Annotated in this window: 13 protein-coding genes; 4 read left to right on the forward strand and 9 right to left on the reverse strand. The window is 45.1% G+C overall.

Going from position 1 to position 14,941, the window contains the following annotated elements; genetic code table 11:
* Positions 1–3 precede the first annotated feature (3 nt).
* Positions 4–1,476 carry an ankyrin repeat domain-containing protein gene (locus G395_RS0116240; protein WP_026631023.1) on the reverse strand — a complete coding sequence of 491 codons (1,473 nt, stop codon included), beginning with the start codon at positions 1,474–1,476 and terminating at the stop codon, positions 4–6.
* Positions 1,477–1,616: 140 nt separating this feature from the next.
* Entirely contained in the window at positions 1,617–2,654 is a 1,038-nt protein-coding gene (locus G395_RS0116245) for a hypothetical protein (protein ID WP_026631024.1), read from the reverse strand.
* Positions 2,655–2,851: 197 nt separating this feature from the next.
* Here G395_RS0116245 and G395_RS0116250 point away from each other — a divergent pair, with 197 nt between their 5' ends.
* From G395_RS0116250 to map, 4 genes are all read left to right on the forward strand, one after another.
* On the forward strand, positions 2,852–3,955 hold the full coding sequence (locus G395_RS0116250) for a sensor histidine kinase (RefSeq protein ID WP_026631025.1): 1,104 nt from the start codon (positions 2,852–2,854) through the stop codon (positions 3,953–3,955).
* The gene (locus G395_RS0116255) at positions 3,952–4,710 is read left to right on the forward strand and encodes a LytR/AlgR family response regulator transcription factor (protein WP_026631026.1); all 759 of its coding nucleotides are present in this window, start codon (positions 3,952–3,954) and stop codon (positions 4,708–4,710) included. The genes G395_RS0116250 and G395_RS0116255 overlap by 4 nt, the downstream gene beginning before the upstream one ends.
* Positions 4,711–4,874: 164 nt before the next feature.
* A complete protein-coding gene (locus tag G395_RS0116260) occupies positions 4,875–5,399 on the forward strand; it encodes a restriction endonuclease subunit S (RefSeq protein WP_169720044.1) in 525 nt (174 codons plus the stop codon).
* Between the two features lie 62 nt (positions 5,400–5,461).
* Entirely contained in the window at positions 5,462–6,229 is a 768-nt protein-coding gene (gene map / locus G395_RS0116265) for a type I methionyl aminopeptidase (RefSeq protein WP_026631028.1), read from the forward strand.
* Positions 6,230–6,235: 6 nt separating this feature from the next.
* Here the strand turns inward: map and G395_RS0116270 are convergent, their stop codons facing one another.
* From G395_RS0116270 to G395_RS0116300, 7 genes are all read right to left on the reverse strand, one after another.
* Positions 6,236–7,042: a 5'-methylthioadenosine/adenosylhomocysteine nucleosidase gene (locus tag G395_RS0116270; RefSeq protein ID WP_026631029.1), complete on the reverse strand. Its 807-nt coding sequence runs from the start codon at positions 7,040–7,042 to the stop codon at positions 6,236–6,238.
* 6 nt (positions 7,043–7,048) lie between these two features.
* Entirely contained in the window at positions 7,049–8,347 is a 1,299-nt protein-coding gene (locus G395_RS0116275) for an NCS2 family permease (protein ID WP_026631030.1), read from the reverse strand.
* Positions 8,348–8,455: 108 nt separating this feature from the next.
* Positions 8,456–10,324, reverse strand: coding sequence for a gamma-glutamyltransferase family protein (locus G395_RS0116280; protein WP_026631031.1), 1,869 nt, complete (start codon positions 10,322–10,324; stop codon positions 8,456–8,458).
* Positions 10,325–10,544: 220 nt separating this feature from the next.
* A complete protein-coding gene (locus G395_RS0116285; protein WP_026631032.1) occupies positions 10,545–11,192 on the reverse strand; it encodes a 2'-5' RNA ligase family protein in 648 nt (215 codons plus the stop codon).
* A 250-nt stretch (positions 11,193–11,442) separates the two neighbouring features.
* The gene (locus G395_RS0116290) at positions 11,443–12,450 is read right to left on the reverse strand and encodes a T9SS type A sorting domain-containing protein (protein ID WP_026631033.1); all 1,008 of its coding nucleotides are present in this window, start codon (positions 12,448–12,450) and stop codon (positions 11,443–11,445) included.
* Between the two features lie 41 nt (positions 12,451–12,491).
* Positions 12,492–13,547: a phage tail-like protein gene (locus G395_RS0116295; protein ID WP_026631034.1), complete on the reverse strand. Its 1,056-nt coding sequence runs from the start codon at positions 13,545–13,547 to the stop codon at positions 12,492–12,494.
* Between the two features lie 28 nt (positions 13,548–13,575).
* Positions 13,576–14,670: a phage tail-like protein gene (locus G395_RS0116300; protein ID WP_026631035.1), complete on the reverse strand. Its 1,095-nt coding sequence runs from the start codon at positions 14,668–14,670 to the stop codon at positions 13,576–13,578.
* Positions 14,671–14,941 lie beyond the last annotated feature (271 nt).

A 14,941-nucleotide genomic window follows, 5' to 3' on the forward strand; every position in this document is an offset into this window, starting at 1 on the left:
AAGTTATTTCAGGAAATTGACAGTTACATTGTTTTTAGAAAGCGACTCATTCTCTCCCGCCAGGTCAAAAGCAGTTTCGTTGAAGTTTGTCTCGATCTCTTTTTTGGCACCGATGGAAAGCAGATATTTCAGCATTGCATCGTCTTTCGAAACCATAGCAGCCTTGTGCAATGCGGTGATGCCTTCGCTGTTTTTTGCATTCACATCTATCTGATATGCTTCCAGACTTTTAACCAGTGCCAGGTCGTTTTTTGCTACTGCGATATGGTATAATGTGTTACCGTTTTTCGCCGGTGCAGCGATTTTAAAACCTTTGTCCTGCAACACTTTTATTTTGGGTCCAAACTCACCAGCTGTTCTGGCATTGTAAGATTGAGCCAGATAGAAGGCAAGGTTATCGCCGTTTTTATCCGTTGTATTAATATCTGCACCTTTGCCGATCAGATAACCGATCACCTCAGGAGAATTACCACGAACAGCCATTGCCAACGCACTAACGCCCTTTTCGTTCAACTGGTTAATGTTCTTAACACTGGAAAGTAATATGCTAATGGTCGCTGTATCCCGACTGCTGGCCGCGGCATTCATGAAAACCGTGTTGCCGTCTTCGTCCGCTTTGTTCACATCCACGCCTTTGCTCAAGAAATATCTGATGATGTCTTCCTGCTTTGGCTTGCGCACAATAGCATGCAATGCATTCTCTCCATTCTTCCCGATAACAGTCGGTTTCAGTTTCAGACTTTCCAGATATTGATAAACTTCGATAGGGTTAGCACTGCCACGGGCGCCTTGTGCAGCCATCAGAATCGCATCCGAATTGGCAGGAACTCCTTTCGTTAAAAGTGTTTTCAAAACATCGATTTTACCCGCACGTGCAGCGTAACTGAATGCATTGTGTCCCGCAGCGTCAGTGCTCTTTAAGTCCAGGCCTTTGGATATAAAATAATTTGTCAAAGCCAGGTCTTTATCATTTGCTATGCCGATCAGCAATGCATTAGCACCATCATTATTCAGGTCTTTTTTCAAATCGGCGCCATGCGCCAGGCATATGTCGTAAACTTTGGTGTTCTGCTGACCACCGCCCGCTGCAAAGTTGATCGGCGTAGCGCCGTGGCCATCTACGTAATTTCCTTTCGCTCCTTTGGCAACCAGATATTCCATCAATTCTACATTGCCTCTCATAGCAGCCCAATGTAGATAAATCCGGCCGTCGTGGGTTGCCTTATCCACTGTGTTGCCCGGCTGGGTCAGCAGATATTCAATGGTAGGGTTGGGCGCTCCTGCGTTAATGGCAAGCACAACCGGATCAAACATATTGTTATTGAACTGAGCAGGATTGCTTCCTTTTTCAATCTCCGCTTTCACTGCATTCACATCCGGGGAGGTTTTCCAGAACGATTGTTCCAGAAGCACATTCTGCTGAGCCTGAGCAGCGAACGATAAGAATGCACAGGCAGCAATAAGAAGTTTTTTCATATTAAGACGAATAAAAATAACGGGTTAACAGGTGCAACTTGCCTGTTTTGAGAGTCAAGATGCACAAAGTTAAACGATAATTGGTCTAAATATGGATTTGCGGCAAGTTTTTGAACTGAAATTAAATATGCAAAAAGGATTCACTTTAACACCCCGCTTGATACGATATGTTTCGAAAGCTCGCTGGCGAAGCGCTGCGCGCCAGGCTCGCTCAGATGGCATACATCACAGAACAAAACCGAATCTTCGGGCATAACCGCCGCCATATTAAAGTAACCGGTCTTTTGTTCGCGATGCACTTTTTCCAGCATTGCATTATGCATCCGGATTCCTTTCGCAACATTTTCCGGCTTGCCCCACGTGGTCACCGGCGACACCATGTAGCAGGGGGTGAAATATTTTTTGTCGGCCTCCTCACCCGTCAATGTTACGCCGGGCGGGAAGAAGGTTGCATATTTTACCAAAAGCAGCGGGTCCTGTTTCTTGTTGGCGAGTTGGGCAATGTCATTCAGGTTGTTATAGTAGGATGCAGCCGTTTTAATGTCCTCACCATAACCGGCATATGCAGGATCAACCTGGTCATTGCTGATGTAGTTCCGGTGTTTTAGTTTGTCTATCAGTGTTTTAATTAATAAATGAATGGAGTAGGGTATCACAGTCACATTCATTTCCGGATGCTTCAATAGCAAATTGATCTCGTCATACCATTTGATGTGGCTGTAATCCGGGTAAAACATTTCGGGCGAAATGTTGTTGGCGCGGTTCTCATTGATGGCTTCATAAAAAATGACCAGGTCATAGGGCTGGTTTTTGAGCAGCCGGTATTTTACAAGATTGTCGCGGGAGTTGTGGCCCGGCATGGCGACATTGAAGAAGTTGAATTTTTTAACCGCCGGATAGGCCTTTTGAAATAATGTATCCAGCCGCTTTTCCAACCTCGACCAATGCGTGTTAACCACCGATCCGCCCAGGATCAGGATGTTCCGGGTGTCGCCGCCACGTTCCACTCGCGCCTCCTGCATGGCTTCGATATAAGGGTAATATTTCTTTTCAAGATATCGGGCCGGCTGAAAGAACGGATAACCGACCAGGGAAAGGCCTATCCTGAAAATGACTTCTGAAAAGACATAAAGCAGCGCAGTCAAAGTCAATGAAAGATAGAATTTTCTTGATATCATGCAGGATCGTAGTAATAATTGCTTTGTCATAAGGACACATCACTACTTCAATTCCGTTGCATAACAGCCTGGGACTTTAAGATTTATACTTACTTTTGAAAAAATGCAATTCAAGTCATGCAGATTACATTTCCAGGCATACATAACGATAGTCCGGGTTCGCACTGTCGCGTAACCCTCGCCGTCCTGCTTCCGCTATGCGATTAATTCCGGTCTCAACATTATTCTCAAAACAGGAGTGGCAACTGGCGGCCGGAATTGTTTGCATTTATCTGCCTGTGCGGATATTTGTAGGCAATGTATCGTTGGACGGAGAGACCATTTTAAATAAAATGCCGCTCTGGATTGCAGAATTCTTTGTTAACCTGCTGTTTTTCAGGGTCTGGATCGCGATCATTGGTGCGATACAATATTCCTCCGGCAGGCTGGATGCAACCTTTACGTTCAAGTTTCCGAGGCGACTTTTTACCTATGCCGTTGGCTTGGTGCTGGCGGTGTTATTCAATTTTGCATTCATTTTCCTTTGGCGCAATATGGAAAGGTTGCTGGCACAGCAATTACAGATCGTCATCAAAAGGACCGAGCAGGAGATACAGCCTTTCAACCGTCAGCAAAAAGCAAAAGCAAATACGGGCCTGACGGTGATGGCTATGTTGGCGACCATTTATATGGTCTCGGTCAAGCGCAGCAATGAACAGCTGGAACAAGTAAGTTTGCGCGCAGCACGGCTTGAAAAGGAAAATCTGCAAACCCGCTTCCTGGCACTCAAAAATCAGCTGAGCCCTCATTTTTTATTTAACAGCCTGAGCATTCTGACCTCTATCATTGAAAAGAATCCACAGCAATCGGTGTTGTATGTCAATAGGTTATCCAAATCTTACCGTTATATCCTGGATCATTCCGATCTGGAATCGGTAACATTGAAAACGGAGCTTGATTTCATTGAAGCGTATGTCTTTTTGCTGAAATCAAGGTTTGAGGAAAAGATGCATGTGCACATTGAAATCCCTGTTGCTGCCCATTACCAATATAAAATAGCTCCGCTCACATTGCAATTGCTCATTGAAAATGCAGTGAAGCACAACCAAATGTCGCTGGAAAATCCTTTGCATATCAGTATCGAAATGATTGGATTACAGCTGATTATTAGTAACCCCATCAGAAAGCGGAACAACGTGCCGGCTTCGGCTGAAATTGGATTGTCCAACATTATCCGCAGATATGGATTGCTGACCAAAGAGCCCGTAACGGTCTCTGAAACAGGCGGTTTGTTCGTTGTAAAAATTCCCTTGCTGACATGAAAGTATTGATCATCGAAGATGAAGGCCAGACCGCTGAACGCCTGGAAAACCTCATTCACAGGTATGACAAGACCATTAGGGTGCTCGACAAAATCGGGTCTGTTGAGAAGACGCTGGCATATTTTGCAAAACAAAATGCGGAGCTTCCAGACCTGATCTTCATGGACATTCACCTGGAAGACGATCTCGGATTCCGTATTCTGGAAGAGCTGAAACTAACCATTCCGGTTATTTTCACAACTGCTTACAACGAATATGCATTAAGGGCCTTCAAAACATTTAGTATAGATTATTTGTTAAAACCAATTGATTATCAAGAGCTTTCGGAAGCCATCGACAAGTTTAAAACGATTGTAAAACCTACATTGCCCGAAAACCGGTTTGCCCGGTTACTGGAAAATTATAAGGAGTCGGCCTATAAAGAGCGGTTCATGGTCACGGCCGGAACGCGATTGCAGAGCATTGCGGTGGCGCAAGTCGCCTATTTTTCCTATGAGCGAAAGACCACACTGCTAAACACAACAGACGGGAAATTTTACAGCCTTGATTACAGTTTGGATAAGCTTGTTGAACTGCTTGATCCGAATCGATTTTTCAGGGTTAACAGGTCGCAAGTGATCTCTCTACATTCCATCCGGTCGGTGAATCAGCATCCCATGGGCAGAATGGTGGTGGAAATCGAGCCTACGCCACGAGTTGAAGTGACTGTAAGCCTGGATCGCATCGCTGCATTTAAGGATTGGCTCGGTAAATAGCATCATTGATACATTCCTTAAATCCGATATAACTGTCATTCAGGCCAAAATTCCCGGCACTCAGCTCCTGCGTTCTTCCATTCCTTTGCTTATCCGGCTATCTTATGAACCGCTTTAATTTACGAGCGGACACATTTTGATGACCGGGGAAAACGATGGAGTTATTGAAATCCATAAATTATTTTGATTTTGAAGACTGCGAGGAGGCAGAGCTGGGCGCTGTGGCAACAATCACAACGGGATGCCAATATGCTCAGTTTGAATGGCCTGATGAAAATTTACAACCATTCACGCTGATTGAAAAACTGGTCGGAGACAGCATTATCCTGGGAGAACCGAAATATATGCGCGTTTCCGAGCGCGAGAAAAAGAAGTTCGGTTTCCTGCATGGCGACATTATATTTACTCATAATAGCAGTTCCAGTCAGCTTGGCAATTGTGTCCTTTTCGATCTTCCGCATTTTGTTTTACATACCAAATATCTGCGCATTGTTGCCAATGAGCACATGAATAGCCATTTTATGTTACTAATGCTTAGCCAATTACGTTCGAAAGGAAACATTCACAGCATTGCAAAACAAAAAGGCAGCGTTTATTACGTGAGCATTGAAGATTTGAAGCGGTTGAAAATCCTTGTTCCCACAATGGAAGAACAGAAACAATTGCTCGATTTTCATATTCGCGCTTGACTAAGCACATTTGTCTGCTTATGTTAGGGGCGAATATGCATCGAGGATTTTACAATTAAGATATGTCGATTACCAAAGAAGAAGAATTAACGGGAATGCAGCGTGCGAGTGAAGTGGTTGCCGTGATCCTGAAAAGAATGACGGCGTTTGCAAAACCCGGAATGACAACCAAGGAACTCGACAATTTCGGGGCAGGGCTTTTTAAAGAATTTGGGGCAAAATCAGCGCCTAACCTCGCTTATGGCTTTCCCGGCTGGACTTGTATCAGCGTTAATAATGAGTTTTGCCACGGCATCCCAACGGATAGAACGATCTTGCGCGATGGCGATCTGGTGAACATTGATGTTTCGGCAGAAGTGGGTGGTTACTGGTCTGATAACGGCGGATCATTTGTGTTGGGACCGGACACAAACGGGCATCAGCAGCTTGTGGATGCTTCCAAACAAATCCTGAAAAAGGCGATCAGCAACATCAAGGGCGGCGTAAGAATCTCGGATATCGGTTTCTTGATAGAATCAGAGGCCAGAAAACGCGGTTATAAGGTGATCAAAAACTTGAATGGTCATGGAATAGGTCGGCATCTACACGAAGAACCGTCCGAAATTGCCAATTACCGCGACCGTTCTAATACGAGGCGCTTCAAGAAAAACTCAGTTGTCGCCATCGAAACGTTTATTTCAACACGTTCATCGCTGGCCGTGGAAACAGGCGACGGCTGGACAACAGTAGGGGACAAAGGCGGTTTCATGGCCCAGCACGAGCACACAATTGTGGTAACCGACGGCGCGCCGATCATTTTAACGGCGAGCAACGATATCTGGGCATTATAAAAGCATTCACATTTTCCCAACAACAGCCATTACAAGTGTGGCGGCGTTGTGAGCGGCGATGTCGTAAAAAGCCATAATGTCATTTTGCGCTTTTTCATTGGCATTGTCGCTTAGGCTGCGGATGATCAGGAAAGGGGTGTTTTGCTGATAACAAGTCTGGGCAATAGCGGCACCTTCCATCTCAGTTGCAGCGGCGTTCAGCTCTTCACGGAGGCGTTTCGTGATGATTTCAGAAGAAACAAAAACATCGCCGGTGACAATGATTCCCTGCTTTACAGCCGGTTCGAAACTGCCGTTATCGCGTTTGATCTTCGAGAATGTCAATCCTTTGGAAACAACTAATGCCTTCTTAACCAATGTGCTGTCACAAACAAATAACCTCGGGTTTTCCAGCATTGTTGCCGGGTTTTTGGTAGACCAATATTGCATCCCGTTGTCTTCGGCCATACCAAAATCATGGTAAGTCACATGCGTCCCAATCACAATGTCGCCTGGGTTAAGCGCAGGATCAATGCCGCCCGCGATTCCGGAAAAGACAATTTCGCGTGGCTTGAAATGTTCGATCATTAACGTCGTAGTGATCGCAGCATTCACCTTTCCGATCCCCGTTTGCGCCAATACGATCTGGCGGCCGTTTAGTTTGCCTTTTGTAAACCGGATCTGCTGTATTATCGTGTCTTTTTTCTCCTCCATCTTGCTTTGCAGCAACACCAGCTCAGGAGGAAATGCACCAAGAACGCCCGTTATGCTCTGCGCTTCAATGTTTGTGATTTGTAAAAATAAAAAGAGAAAAAGAAGGAGTGATTTTTTCATAAAAAGTTAAAGAATGAGTGCCAGAATGGCAAAAATGTCAATAATCCAGAGCGCCAGACTAATTTCCCTGATCTTGCCGGTTGCAATATGCAGCGCGGTCCAGCTCAAAAATCCCCAGATAATTCCTTGCGTAATGGAGTAAGTAAATGGGATCAGCACCATAGCAAAGAACGCCGGAAACGCTTCGCTCAGGTTCCCCCAATTGATCTTGACAACTGGTTTCATCATAAAAACGCCCACCAAAACAAGTGCCGGAGCAGTTGCAATAGCCGGAATAGCGCTTAGCAAAGGCGATAAAAAAAGAAAAGGAAGAAAGAGAATCGCTCCCGCAACAGCGGTGAGGCCTGTTTTTCCTCCTTGCTCGATCCCTACGGCTGATTCAATGTAGGCGGTTCCCGGGCTGCTGCCAACCAATCCGGCGATGGTTGTGGAAAAGGCGTCGGTAACGAGTGATCGTTTAATGTTCCTGGGTTCACCGTTCTCATCCAGCAGTTCCGCCGCTTCGGCGAGTCCTACGAATGTGGAAAGGCTGTCGAACATATCCGTGAAAACGAATGCCAGGATAATAGGGGCCAGACTCCATTTCAGTGAATTGACCATATCCAGCTCGAAAAGCAGGCTGAAATCAGGTTGTGAAACAATGGTGTCGATGTTGATGATGGTCTCCGTTCCGCCCCACCACCGTCCGATGGGCCAGGCGAGCAGGCTCGTCAAAACGATGCCGATAAGAATGCCGCCTTTAATATTTTTAATCAAAAGAACGACCGTGATTAATAAACCCGCGGCAAAGGTGAGTGACGAAGCGTTTAATTTACCCAAACCCACCATCGTTGCGGGATGGGCTACAATGAATTTGGCATTTGCAAAGCCTATTAATGTAATAAAAAGGCCGATTCCGGCTGCTATGGCAAACCGCAGCGATTTTGGAATGGCCCTTACAATGTAGGCGCGCACATTAAAAAACGATAACAACAGGAAAAAGATACCCGACCAGAACACAGTCCCCAGCGCAACCTGCCAGCTCAATTTCTCGGTAAAAACTGCTGTGAATGTAAAAAACGCATTCAACCCCATCCCCGGCGCAACCAGGATCGGATTATTTGCATACAAACCCATCATTAAGCTGCTGAAAAAAGCAACCAGAATTGTGGCCGTCAGCACTGCTGAAAACGGCATACCTGTTTGGCTCAATATGGATGGGTTGACTACGATAATGTACGCTGTGGCCAGAAACGACGACACTCCTGCAAGAATTTCAGTGGACAATGAAGTGTTGTGTTTCTTTAATTCAGCAGCGGAAAACATACGTATCGGTTTATTTCAAAGATATTGATTGCGCTTTGTTTAAAAAAATGCATTGACGGGAAATGGTAACCCAGGCGCCCTAGGTAAGACCTGGATGATTAACATAGATCACCAGCCAATGCCATAATCTTCACCGTGGTTACTGGATCCGCCCCAGAAGCTTTTATGTTGCCAGTCAAAATAGATAGCATTGATCGGTCCGCTGGTTCTTGGTTGATAGTAAAGCTTGTAACCCATTCGGGTAAGTTCTTTTCGGGACCAATCGGGCATAGCTTGGTTGAGAATAAGCCCGCCCGGCTCTTTTTCATGTGCTCCGAAACTCGCATACATCTGCAAGGTCTTAAAGCTGGGTGCTTCCGTAGCCTCTTGCACCGTCATACCAAACTCAACTATATTCAAAAAGAATTGCAGCAGCAATTGGTCCTGTTCATCCCCGGCTTGTTTTGCAAATGACAGAAACGGCTTTCCATCTTTCAGCGCAAGGCTTGGGGTCAAGGTAACCCGGGGCCTTTTACCCGGCTCTACAACATTGAATGGATTCTCCTTCGCATCCAGAACGAATGACTGCATACGCTGGCTCAGTCCCACACCCGTATTGCCTGCAATGCAAGCAGGCACCCAGCCGCCACTGGGCGTAATGCTTACCACCCAGCCTTCTTCATCGGCTGCTTCCACAGATGTCGTCCCCGCTGTGAATTCATCCATATATTCTTTACTTAATCCGTTTGCATTACGGTTAAGCGAAGCATGGAAATTTCCCCATGATTTAATTTGATCCGCATAGGGATTTTTCTTTCCCTCGAATGGATACGGATCTCCGGGAAGTGCCTTCGCATCATTCGTTTCCCAGTTAATCTGCTTGATCCTTTCCTTAGCATATTCTTTCGAAAGCAAACCTTTCATTGGTTCCTCAGGCGCAAAAGCCGGATCGCCGTAGTAAAAATCCCGGTCGGCAAAAGCAAGGTTCATGGTCTGATACAAAGTATGCACGTATCGCGATGAATTGTAACCCATACTTTTCAGATCGAAGTTTTCCAGCATATTCAAAGTCTGCAACAACACAGGGCCCTGCGTCCATTGTTGCATTTTATAGACATCGATCCCTCTGTAAGAAGTCATCAGCGGTTCCTCGATCTTTACTTTCCAACTGGCCATGTCCTGTTCTGTGATCAGGCCGCCTTGTTCCTGCGTTGCTCTGGCGATTTCCTTGGCAATATCACCTTTGTAAAAACGATCGTAAGCCGCGTAGATCGCTTCTTTTCGGCTCTTCCCCTTTTTTAATGCTTCCTGTTCTGTGTCAACCAGTTTTTGCAATGTCGCCAGCAGGTCTTTCTGAACAAATATTTCACCCGCGTCCGGCGCCTCTCTTTTCGAACCAAGATGTGGCAAGAACACTTTTGTAGAATATGGCCATTTTTTTATTTCGGCCTTATCTCTTTCGATCGCATTGGCGGTCTGCGCTTCAATGGGATATCCTTCTGCCAGCTGCATCGCTGGTGCGAGCACTTCTTTCAGGGACATTGAACCATATTCTGCCAGCATTGTCATTAAACCACCAGCCGTTCCCGGCGTTGTTGCCGCCAATGGCCCATATTCCGGTGGGTATTTCATGCCCTTGTTTTTGAAAAAATCAGCGGTTGCTCCGGTTGGCGCAACACCCATCGCATTGATTGCGATTACTTTTTTCGTTTTTGGATTGTAGATCAGCGCCTGCGTTTCACCGCCCCAGCTCAACACATCCCACATGGTGCAGGTTGCAGCCAGCATTGCGCAGGAAGCGTCAATAGCATTTCCTCCTTTACTGAAAATCATCGCTCCCGCCGTAGCCGCCAGCGGTTTCCCGGTGATACCAATCCAGTGCCTGGCATGCAAAGGAGGTTTTTGCGTGGTAACCGGAAAGTTGTTAAAAGACTGGCCGTTCGCTGCAAAAGCACATATGCTGACGACAGACCAATTGAGTAGGAGACGTAATTTCATAAACGTAGCTGGTTCAGGTTTTGCGGGATCAACAGTCCTAATCATACTGCCGTCCTTACGCAATTTAAACATTTACTCGTTGCTGAGCCGCCCACTAGTGAATTTTGTTACTCCACATATGTTGTTACCCCATATATGTGGTTACTCCCGATATTTTGTTTACTCCAACTATTGAATGTTGTTCATGACGTGACACCCGCACGCCATGAACCTTAACCATTCAAAACAGTGAACCTTGTGTATAACTGCCTCCTGGAACTCCAAGAAGTGGGAAGTTTGCAATTTGCTCGTATTTAGAGCCTGTAACCAGTGATCTCCTGAGGAGAACCATTTCGCTGGCTTGAAATGATGCCAGGAACTCGCGGTAAAGCCAATCTATGGCTGCTTTGGCGGTTTGCAAGGCGCTCATATTCCTTGCAATGGTGAAATGCGGATCTTCACAAAAATGATTCTCACCCGGTGCCCATTGCCGCACATGCCGACCTATTTCTGATTTTAACTTTTTAGCCAGATCAAGCACCTGATCGGATGCCGTTGTTTCCAGATCGACATAAAATTTGCCGTATTCGTACTTCTTGAATTGCGTCAGCGAAATAGACAATGGAGATGTATGGCGGGCCACTTTCTCAAACCCCTGAATAATGCGATCCACTTTGTTTTCATGAATCGTGCATTTGAAGAGCGTCAGGTGCGGCACAAGATTGGCAGCATAGGCGCACCCATAGTTTTCTTCAAAATAACGCTTCACATTATGAAGCAATGCCTCTGTCACCTTATCACAAGAAAATACCAGGAGATATTCATACATGTGATGCCTGATGCTGGCCAGTGTATTCCAATGGTTGTTGTTGATGTGAACCCGTTTCATAATTTTTGCTGATGAAGTGTAACCTTGATGTAAAAATAATATTGTTATTTTAAATATCAAACATTTGACACTAAAAATATCTGAAAAATTTTAGATAAGCTGTTGACAGGGCTAGTTTTTTGAGTGGACATTACCATTTAGAAAGCAAAAAAACGACGCAGCCCGTACAAATTGTTTACGAGGCCACGCCGTTTTTGAAGAGAAAGATTCACCCTATAAATGACGAACTTAAATGATCGGAGAATAGTGATCAGTTCTTGATCAATTTCGAAGAATGCAATGTTCCATCCTGCTCCCGAACCTGTATTACATAAATGCCTGCTGTAAGCTGTTTCAAATTGATGGCGCCGTCATGCAGCTTTTGCAACTCATTCTTATTAGCCTCATAAACCACTCTGCCCGATTTACTGACAATTTTTACTTGCTCGGGTTGCTTTGTAGCCGGCATTTCAATCGTAAGCCAGTCAGCCACCGGATTGGGATGAAATACAATAGCAAGGTTGTTTGCCACACGGATGTTCCTTATTCGGCTGAATGCAAACTTTCCATCATTGTCGACCATCCGCAAACGATAATAATGTTCCGCTGCTAACGGTCGCTCATGTACGTAGGAATAAGTACGTTCAATCTTGCTGTCTCCATTCGACTTCACCTCGCTGAGTGCAAGCCAACTCTTCCCGTCCGTGCTGTGCTGTATTTCAAAGAAGTCACTATTGGCTTCAAATGAAGTGCTCCAAGTCAACACGACATCCCTTTCCTTTTGCGCAGCTACAAAGTCTACTAATGTTACCGGCAACCCGCTGCCGGTTTCGGTTGCAGTAAGGGTGTTGATATTGGTCCAGTCTCCTGTTTCGGAGACCTTATTCGCTATCGGATCGGGCGTGCTTTTGTTGGTCGGGATCGTGAAAATTTGTTCTGGCCCTGCGTGCGCGATTTGCAACAGATTCTCATCGTTACCATTCAATTCTGATTCAAGATACGTTATGAGCACTTGACCTTTAAAAGAAAGTGGATTAGCTAACTTGTAAACGCGATTGATACTGCTGGTTGGCTTTCCGGCAATCGGCACATCCGAATGGGTTATTTCATTATCATTCAGGTTCATCGGCTCGCTTGGCGTCAGAGACAAAGAGCTCACGGTAACGGTTGTTCCCGGCGATATAAAAAAGCTGTTCGCACCAGTCTTCAATTGCGCCTCAGCATCGGCAACGATGGATAAGAATCCCAGCAGTGCTATGAAGCTATGTTTTGTTTTCATAATATATTATTTAATTACTGAATGAACTGAATTTTATTGGATCAAAGCTTTTGTAGCATTCTTCCGTTGAAATGAGCAGTGGAGTTGGCGGTTTCGAGCTCGACACCGTTTTTCCCAGACTTCCCGGTCGCGTAGACTTTATCACCCTGCTGCAATTCACAATCAATTGTTATAACAGACGTATGCCTAAAAGCTGCATTAAAGGCGAAATCAAAGGCAATTTCCGTTTCTACATTGTTTCGGCTTCTTATCAACCTAAATCCTGGATCGAAAATCAGCTCCGGGTCCGCATGCTTCCATTCTATCATAGCGTCAAAATGGTAAATGCCGTTGAAAGGTGCTGTGAAACTATTTGTTACCCCGTCATATGCGTTACCCAAATTGTAAGCAATATTTCCAAAATTTACTTTTACAGGAGTAAGACCTTGAGTAGAGTTAATATTTCCTCCACCATCTATACCCAACTCTGAAAAAGCTATTAAATTAATTGCGGGAGCCTGCCAGGACGCGTTCCCATTTGCATCTGAGGTTAGCAGTTTGCCCTGGCCCGGTGATTGCCCATTTCCAGCTATTTTTACCTTTCCATTAACATTCAATGCCAACCCATTTGCGCTGGAAGCGTGAACGCCAATTCCGTTATCGCTCACCCCTGCAACACCAGTTCCGGTCGCGGATGATCCTCGAACCCCAATTTTTTCAGACAAGCCTGAAATGGCTATCGAGCCTGCCTCATTACTTGAATTTTCGACAAAAAATAAGGCTCCGCCGCTGGTTCCGGTCTGGCTATACGGCAGATTAAGTCTTGTTCCTACCATTCGCCACAGTGGATTGTCACTGTCACCTGTATTGTAATAAAAACCTTCTGGCCCTATTGGAGTGTTTACATTAAAAAGGAGGAGAGCGTTTGCAGGATTTGGAATTGTAAATTTATCGGTAATAGATTGCAAGGAGACTTTTGGTAAAAGTATGCCCTTGTTTGTGCTATTAATGTCAAGTACAGAGCTGGCATTCGGAGTGTTCGTATTAATCCCGACGCTTTGCGAATAAGCGCTTTGCCAGAGGAAGCCCATAAAAAGGAATGTAGCTAAGAGTTTCATAGTGCTATTTTGTAAGGTAAATTTTGTGTTAAAGTTCAATGGCAAGGTGCCCGGTAAAATTCGCATCCCGATCAGACATAGCTAAGGAGACTTGGGGGCCGTAGGCTCTCGCAATTACGTTGACTGTGTCTCCTGTCTGTAATTCACAATCTAAAGCGATATGCGATGTATGAGATTCGTCCGCGGACAGAACCCTGTTCTCAGACAAGTCCGTGGTAACCCCGTTCCTTGTGCGAACAACTTTGATAGTTGGACTAAATGTGTCGTCTATTGCAGGTCTTTGCCACCGGACCATTACATCGAAATGATATATACCGTTTTTAGGGGCGATAAAGGAACTATGAGGAGACATATTTACCTCATTATAGTTCGTGCCTATATCATATTTTTGATTTGCGAAAGCAATTTTGATGAAACTGCTTTCTGACATATTCTGATTGCCACCACCCGAAACGCCACTGGCATGAAAACCATTAAAGATATTATCAAACTCGTTTATTGGCATTTGCCAAGAGGCGTTTCCTGAGGCGTCTGAGGTTAACACTTTTCCTAGACCAGGCTGGAAATTTCCGCCTGTGATCTTCATTTTTCCGTTAACTTCCAAAGCGGTAGCATTAAGAGATGATGCAAATACTCCTGTTCCTGCTCCACTGCTATATCCGTAAACAGCATTTCCATTTGAGGAAAATCCTGCAATCGCTTGACCGGTCCCTGCGTATCCACCAACAGCCGCTGCTGTTGCTATTTGCGATGTATTTTCAACACTGAAAAGTGCGCCCGGATTTATGGCAGTTTGACTAAATGGTAGCTTTAAGTTCTCCTCTATATTCTTCCAAGATGGACTTGCAGCCGTACCTATATTGAAGTAAAAGCCTTCCTTGTCCAGTAATCCAGGATTTGTATTGAATACAAGCAACCCTATTTCCGGATTGGCGATGGTTCCCGCGTCTGTGGTCGACTGCAAAAAAACACGAGGCAACAAAACCCCCTTATTTGTCGCCCGAACATCCAAAACCGCGCTGGGATCGGGGTAGTAAGTGTTGATTCCTAGATTGCCAACGGTTTGTGCGAAGAGCTTTTGCTGGAACCAGAGTAGGGAAAATAGTAAAACAATTTTCTTCATAACATAGTAAGGTTTACAAAGTTGAAATGACGCGTTTCCTTAATGCGTATGATAAAAATTGCGGGGATTCTGAATTCTTTAATAATCCATTGTGCCAGTAGACGGTTTGAGTTATTTTAAGGTAAAATCGTTCAGGCTATAACCTCCTTTTACGCGTCCTATTCAAGTGGGTGCACAGGTGCTTTTTCAGTTTTCAAATAGTTTTACAAGTAACTTTTCAACTGCAACAGACTTTTGACTCTGTTCTTTTACCATACCTATTACCATGCTT

This window comes from Dyadobacter alkalitolerans DSM 23607 (assembly GCF_000428845.1).
GTDB classification, from domain to species: domain Bacteria; phylum Bacteroidota; class Bacteroidia; order Cytophagales; family Spirosomataceae; genus Dyadobacter; species Dyadobacter alkalitolerans.

What these genes read in the sequence shown, in the direction of transcription:
- G395_RS0116295 (WP_026631034.1), bottom strand. Translation starts at nt 13,547, where the DNA reads ATGAAACTCTTAGCTACATTCCTTTTTATGGGCTTCCTCTGGCAAAGC.
- G395_RS0116280 (WP_026631031.1), bottom strand. Translation starts at nt 10,324, where the DNA reads ATGAAATTACGTCTCCTACTCAATTGGTCTGTCGTCAGCATATGTGCT.
- G395_RS0116255 (WP_026631026.1), top strand. Translation starts at nt 3,952, where the DNA reads ATGAAAGTATTGATCATCGAAGATGAAGGCCAGACCGCTGAACGCCTG.
- map (WP_026631028.1), top strand. Translation starts at nt 5,462, where the DNA reads ATGTCGATTACCAAAGAAGAAGAATTAACGGGAATGCAGCGTGCGAGT.
- G395_RS0116285 (WP_026631032.1), bottom strand. Translation starts at nt 11,192, where the DNA reads ATGAAACGGGTTCACATCAACAACAACCATTGGAATACACTGGCCAGC.
- G395_RS0116275 (WP_026631030.1), bottom strand. Translation starts at nt 8,347, where the DNA reads ATGTTTTCCGCTGCTGAATTAAAGAAACACAACACTTCATTGTCCACT.
- G395_RS0116270 (WP_026631029.1), bottom strand. Translation starts at nt 7,042, where the DNA reads ATGAAAAAATCACTCCTTCTTTTTCTCTTTTTATTTTTACAAATCACA.
- G395_RS0116300 (WP_026631035.1), bottom strand. Translation starts at nt 14,670, where the DNA reads ATGAAGAAAATTGTTTTACTATTTTCCCTACTCTGGTTCCAGCAAAAG.
- G395_RS0116250 (WP_026631025.1), top strand. Translation starts at nt 2,852, where the DNA reads ATGCGATTAATTCCGGTCTCAACATTATTCTCAAAACAGGAGTGGCAA.
- G395_RS0116245 (WP_026631024.1), bottom strand. Translation starts at nt 2,654, where the DNA reads ATGATATCAAGAAAATTCTATCTTTCATTGACTTTGACTGCGCTGCTT.
- G395_RS0116240 (WP_026631023.1), bottom strand. Translation starts at nt 1,476, where the DNA reads ATGAAAAAACTTCTTATTGCTGCCTGTGCATTCTTATCGTTCGCTGCT.
- G395_RS0116290 (WP_026631033.1), bottom strand. Translation starts at nt 12,450, where the DNA reads ATGAAAACAAAACATAGCTTCATAGCACTGCTGGGATTCTTATCCATC.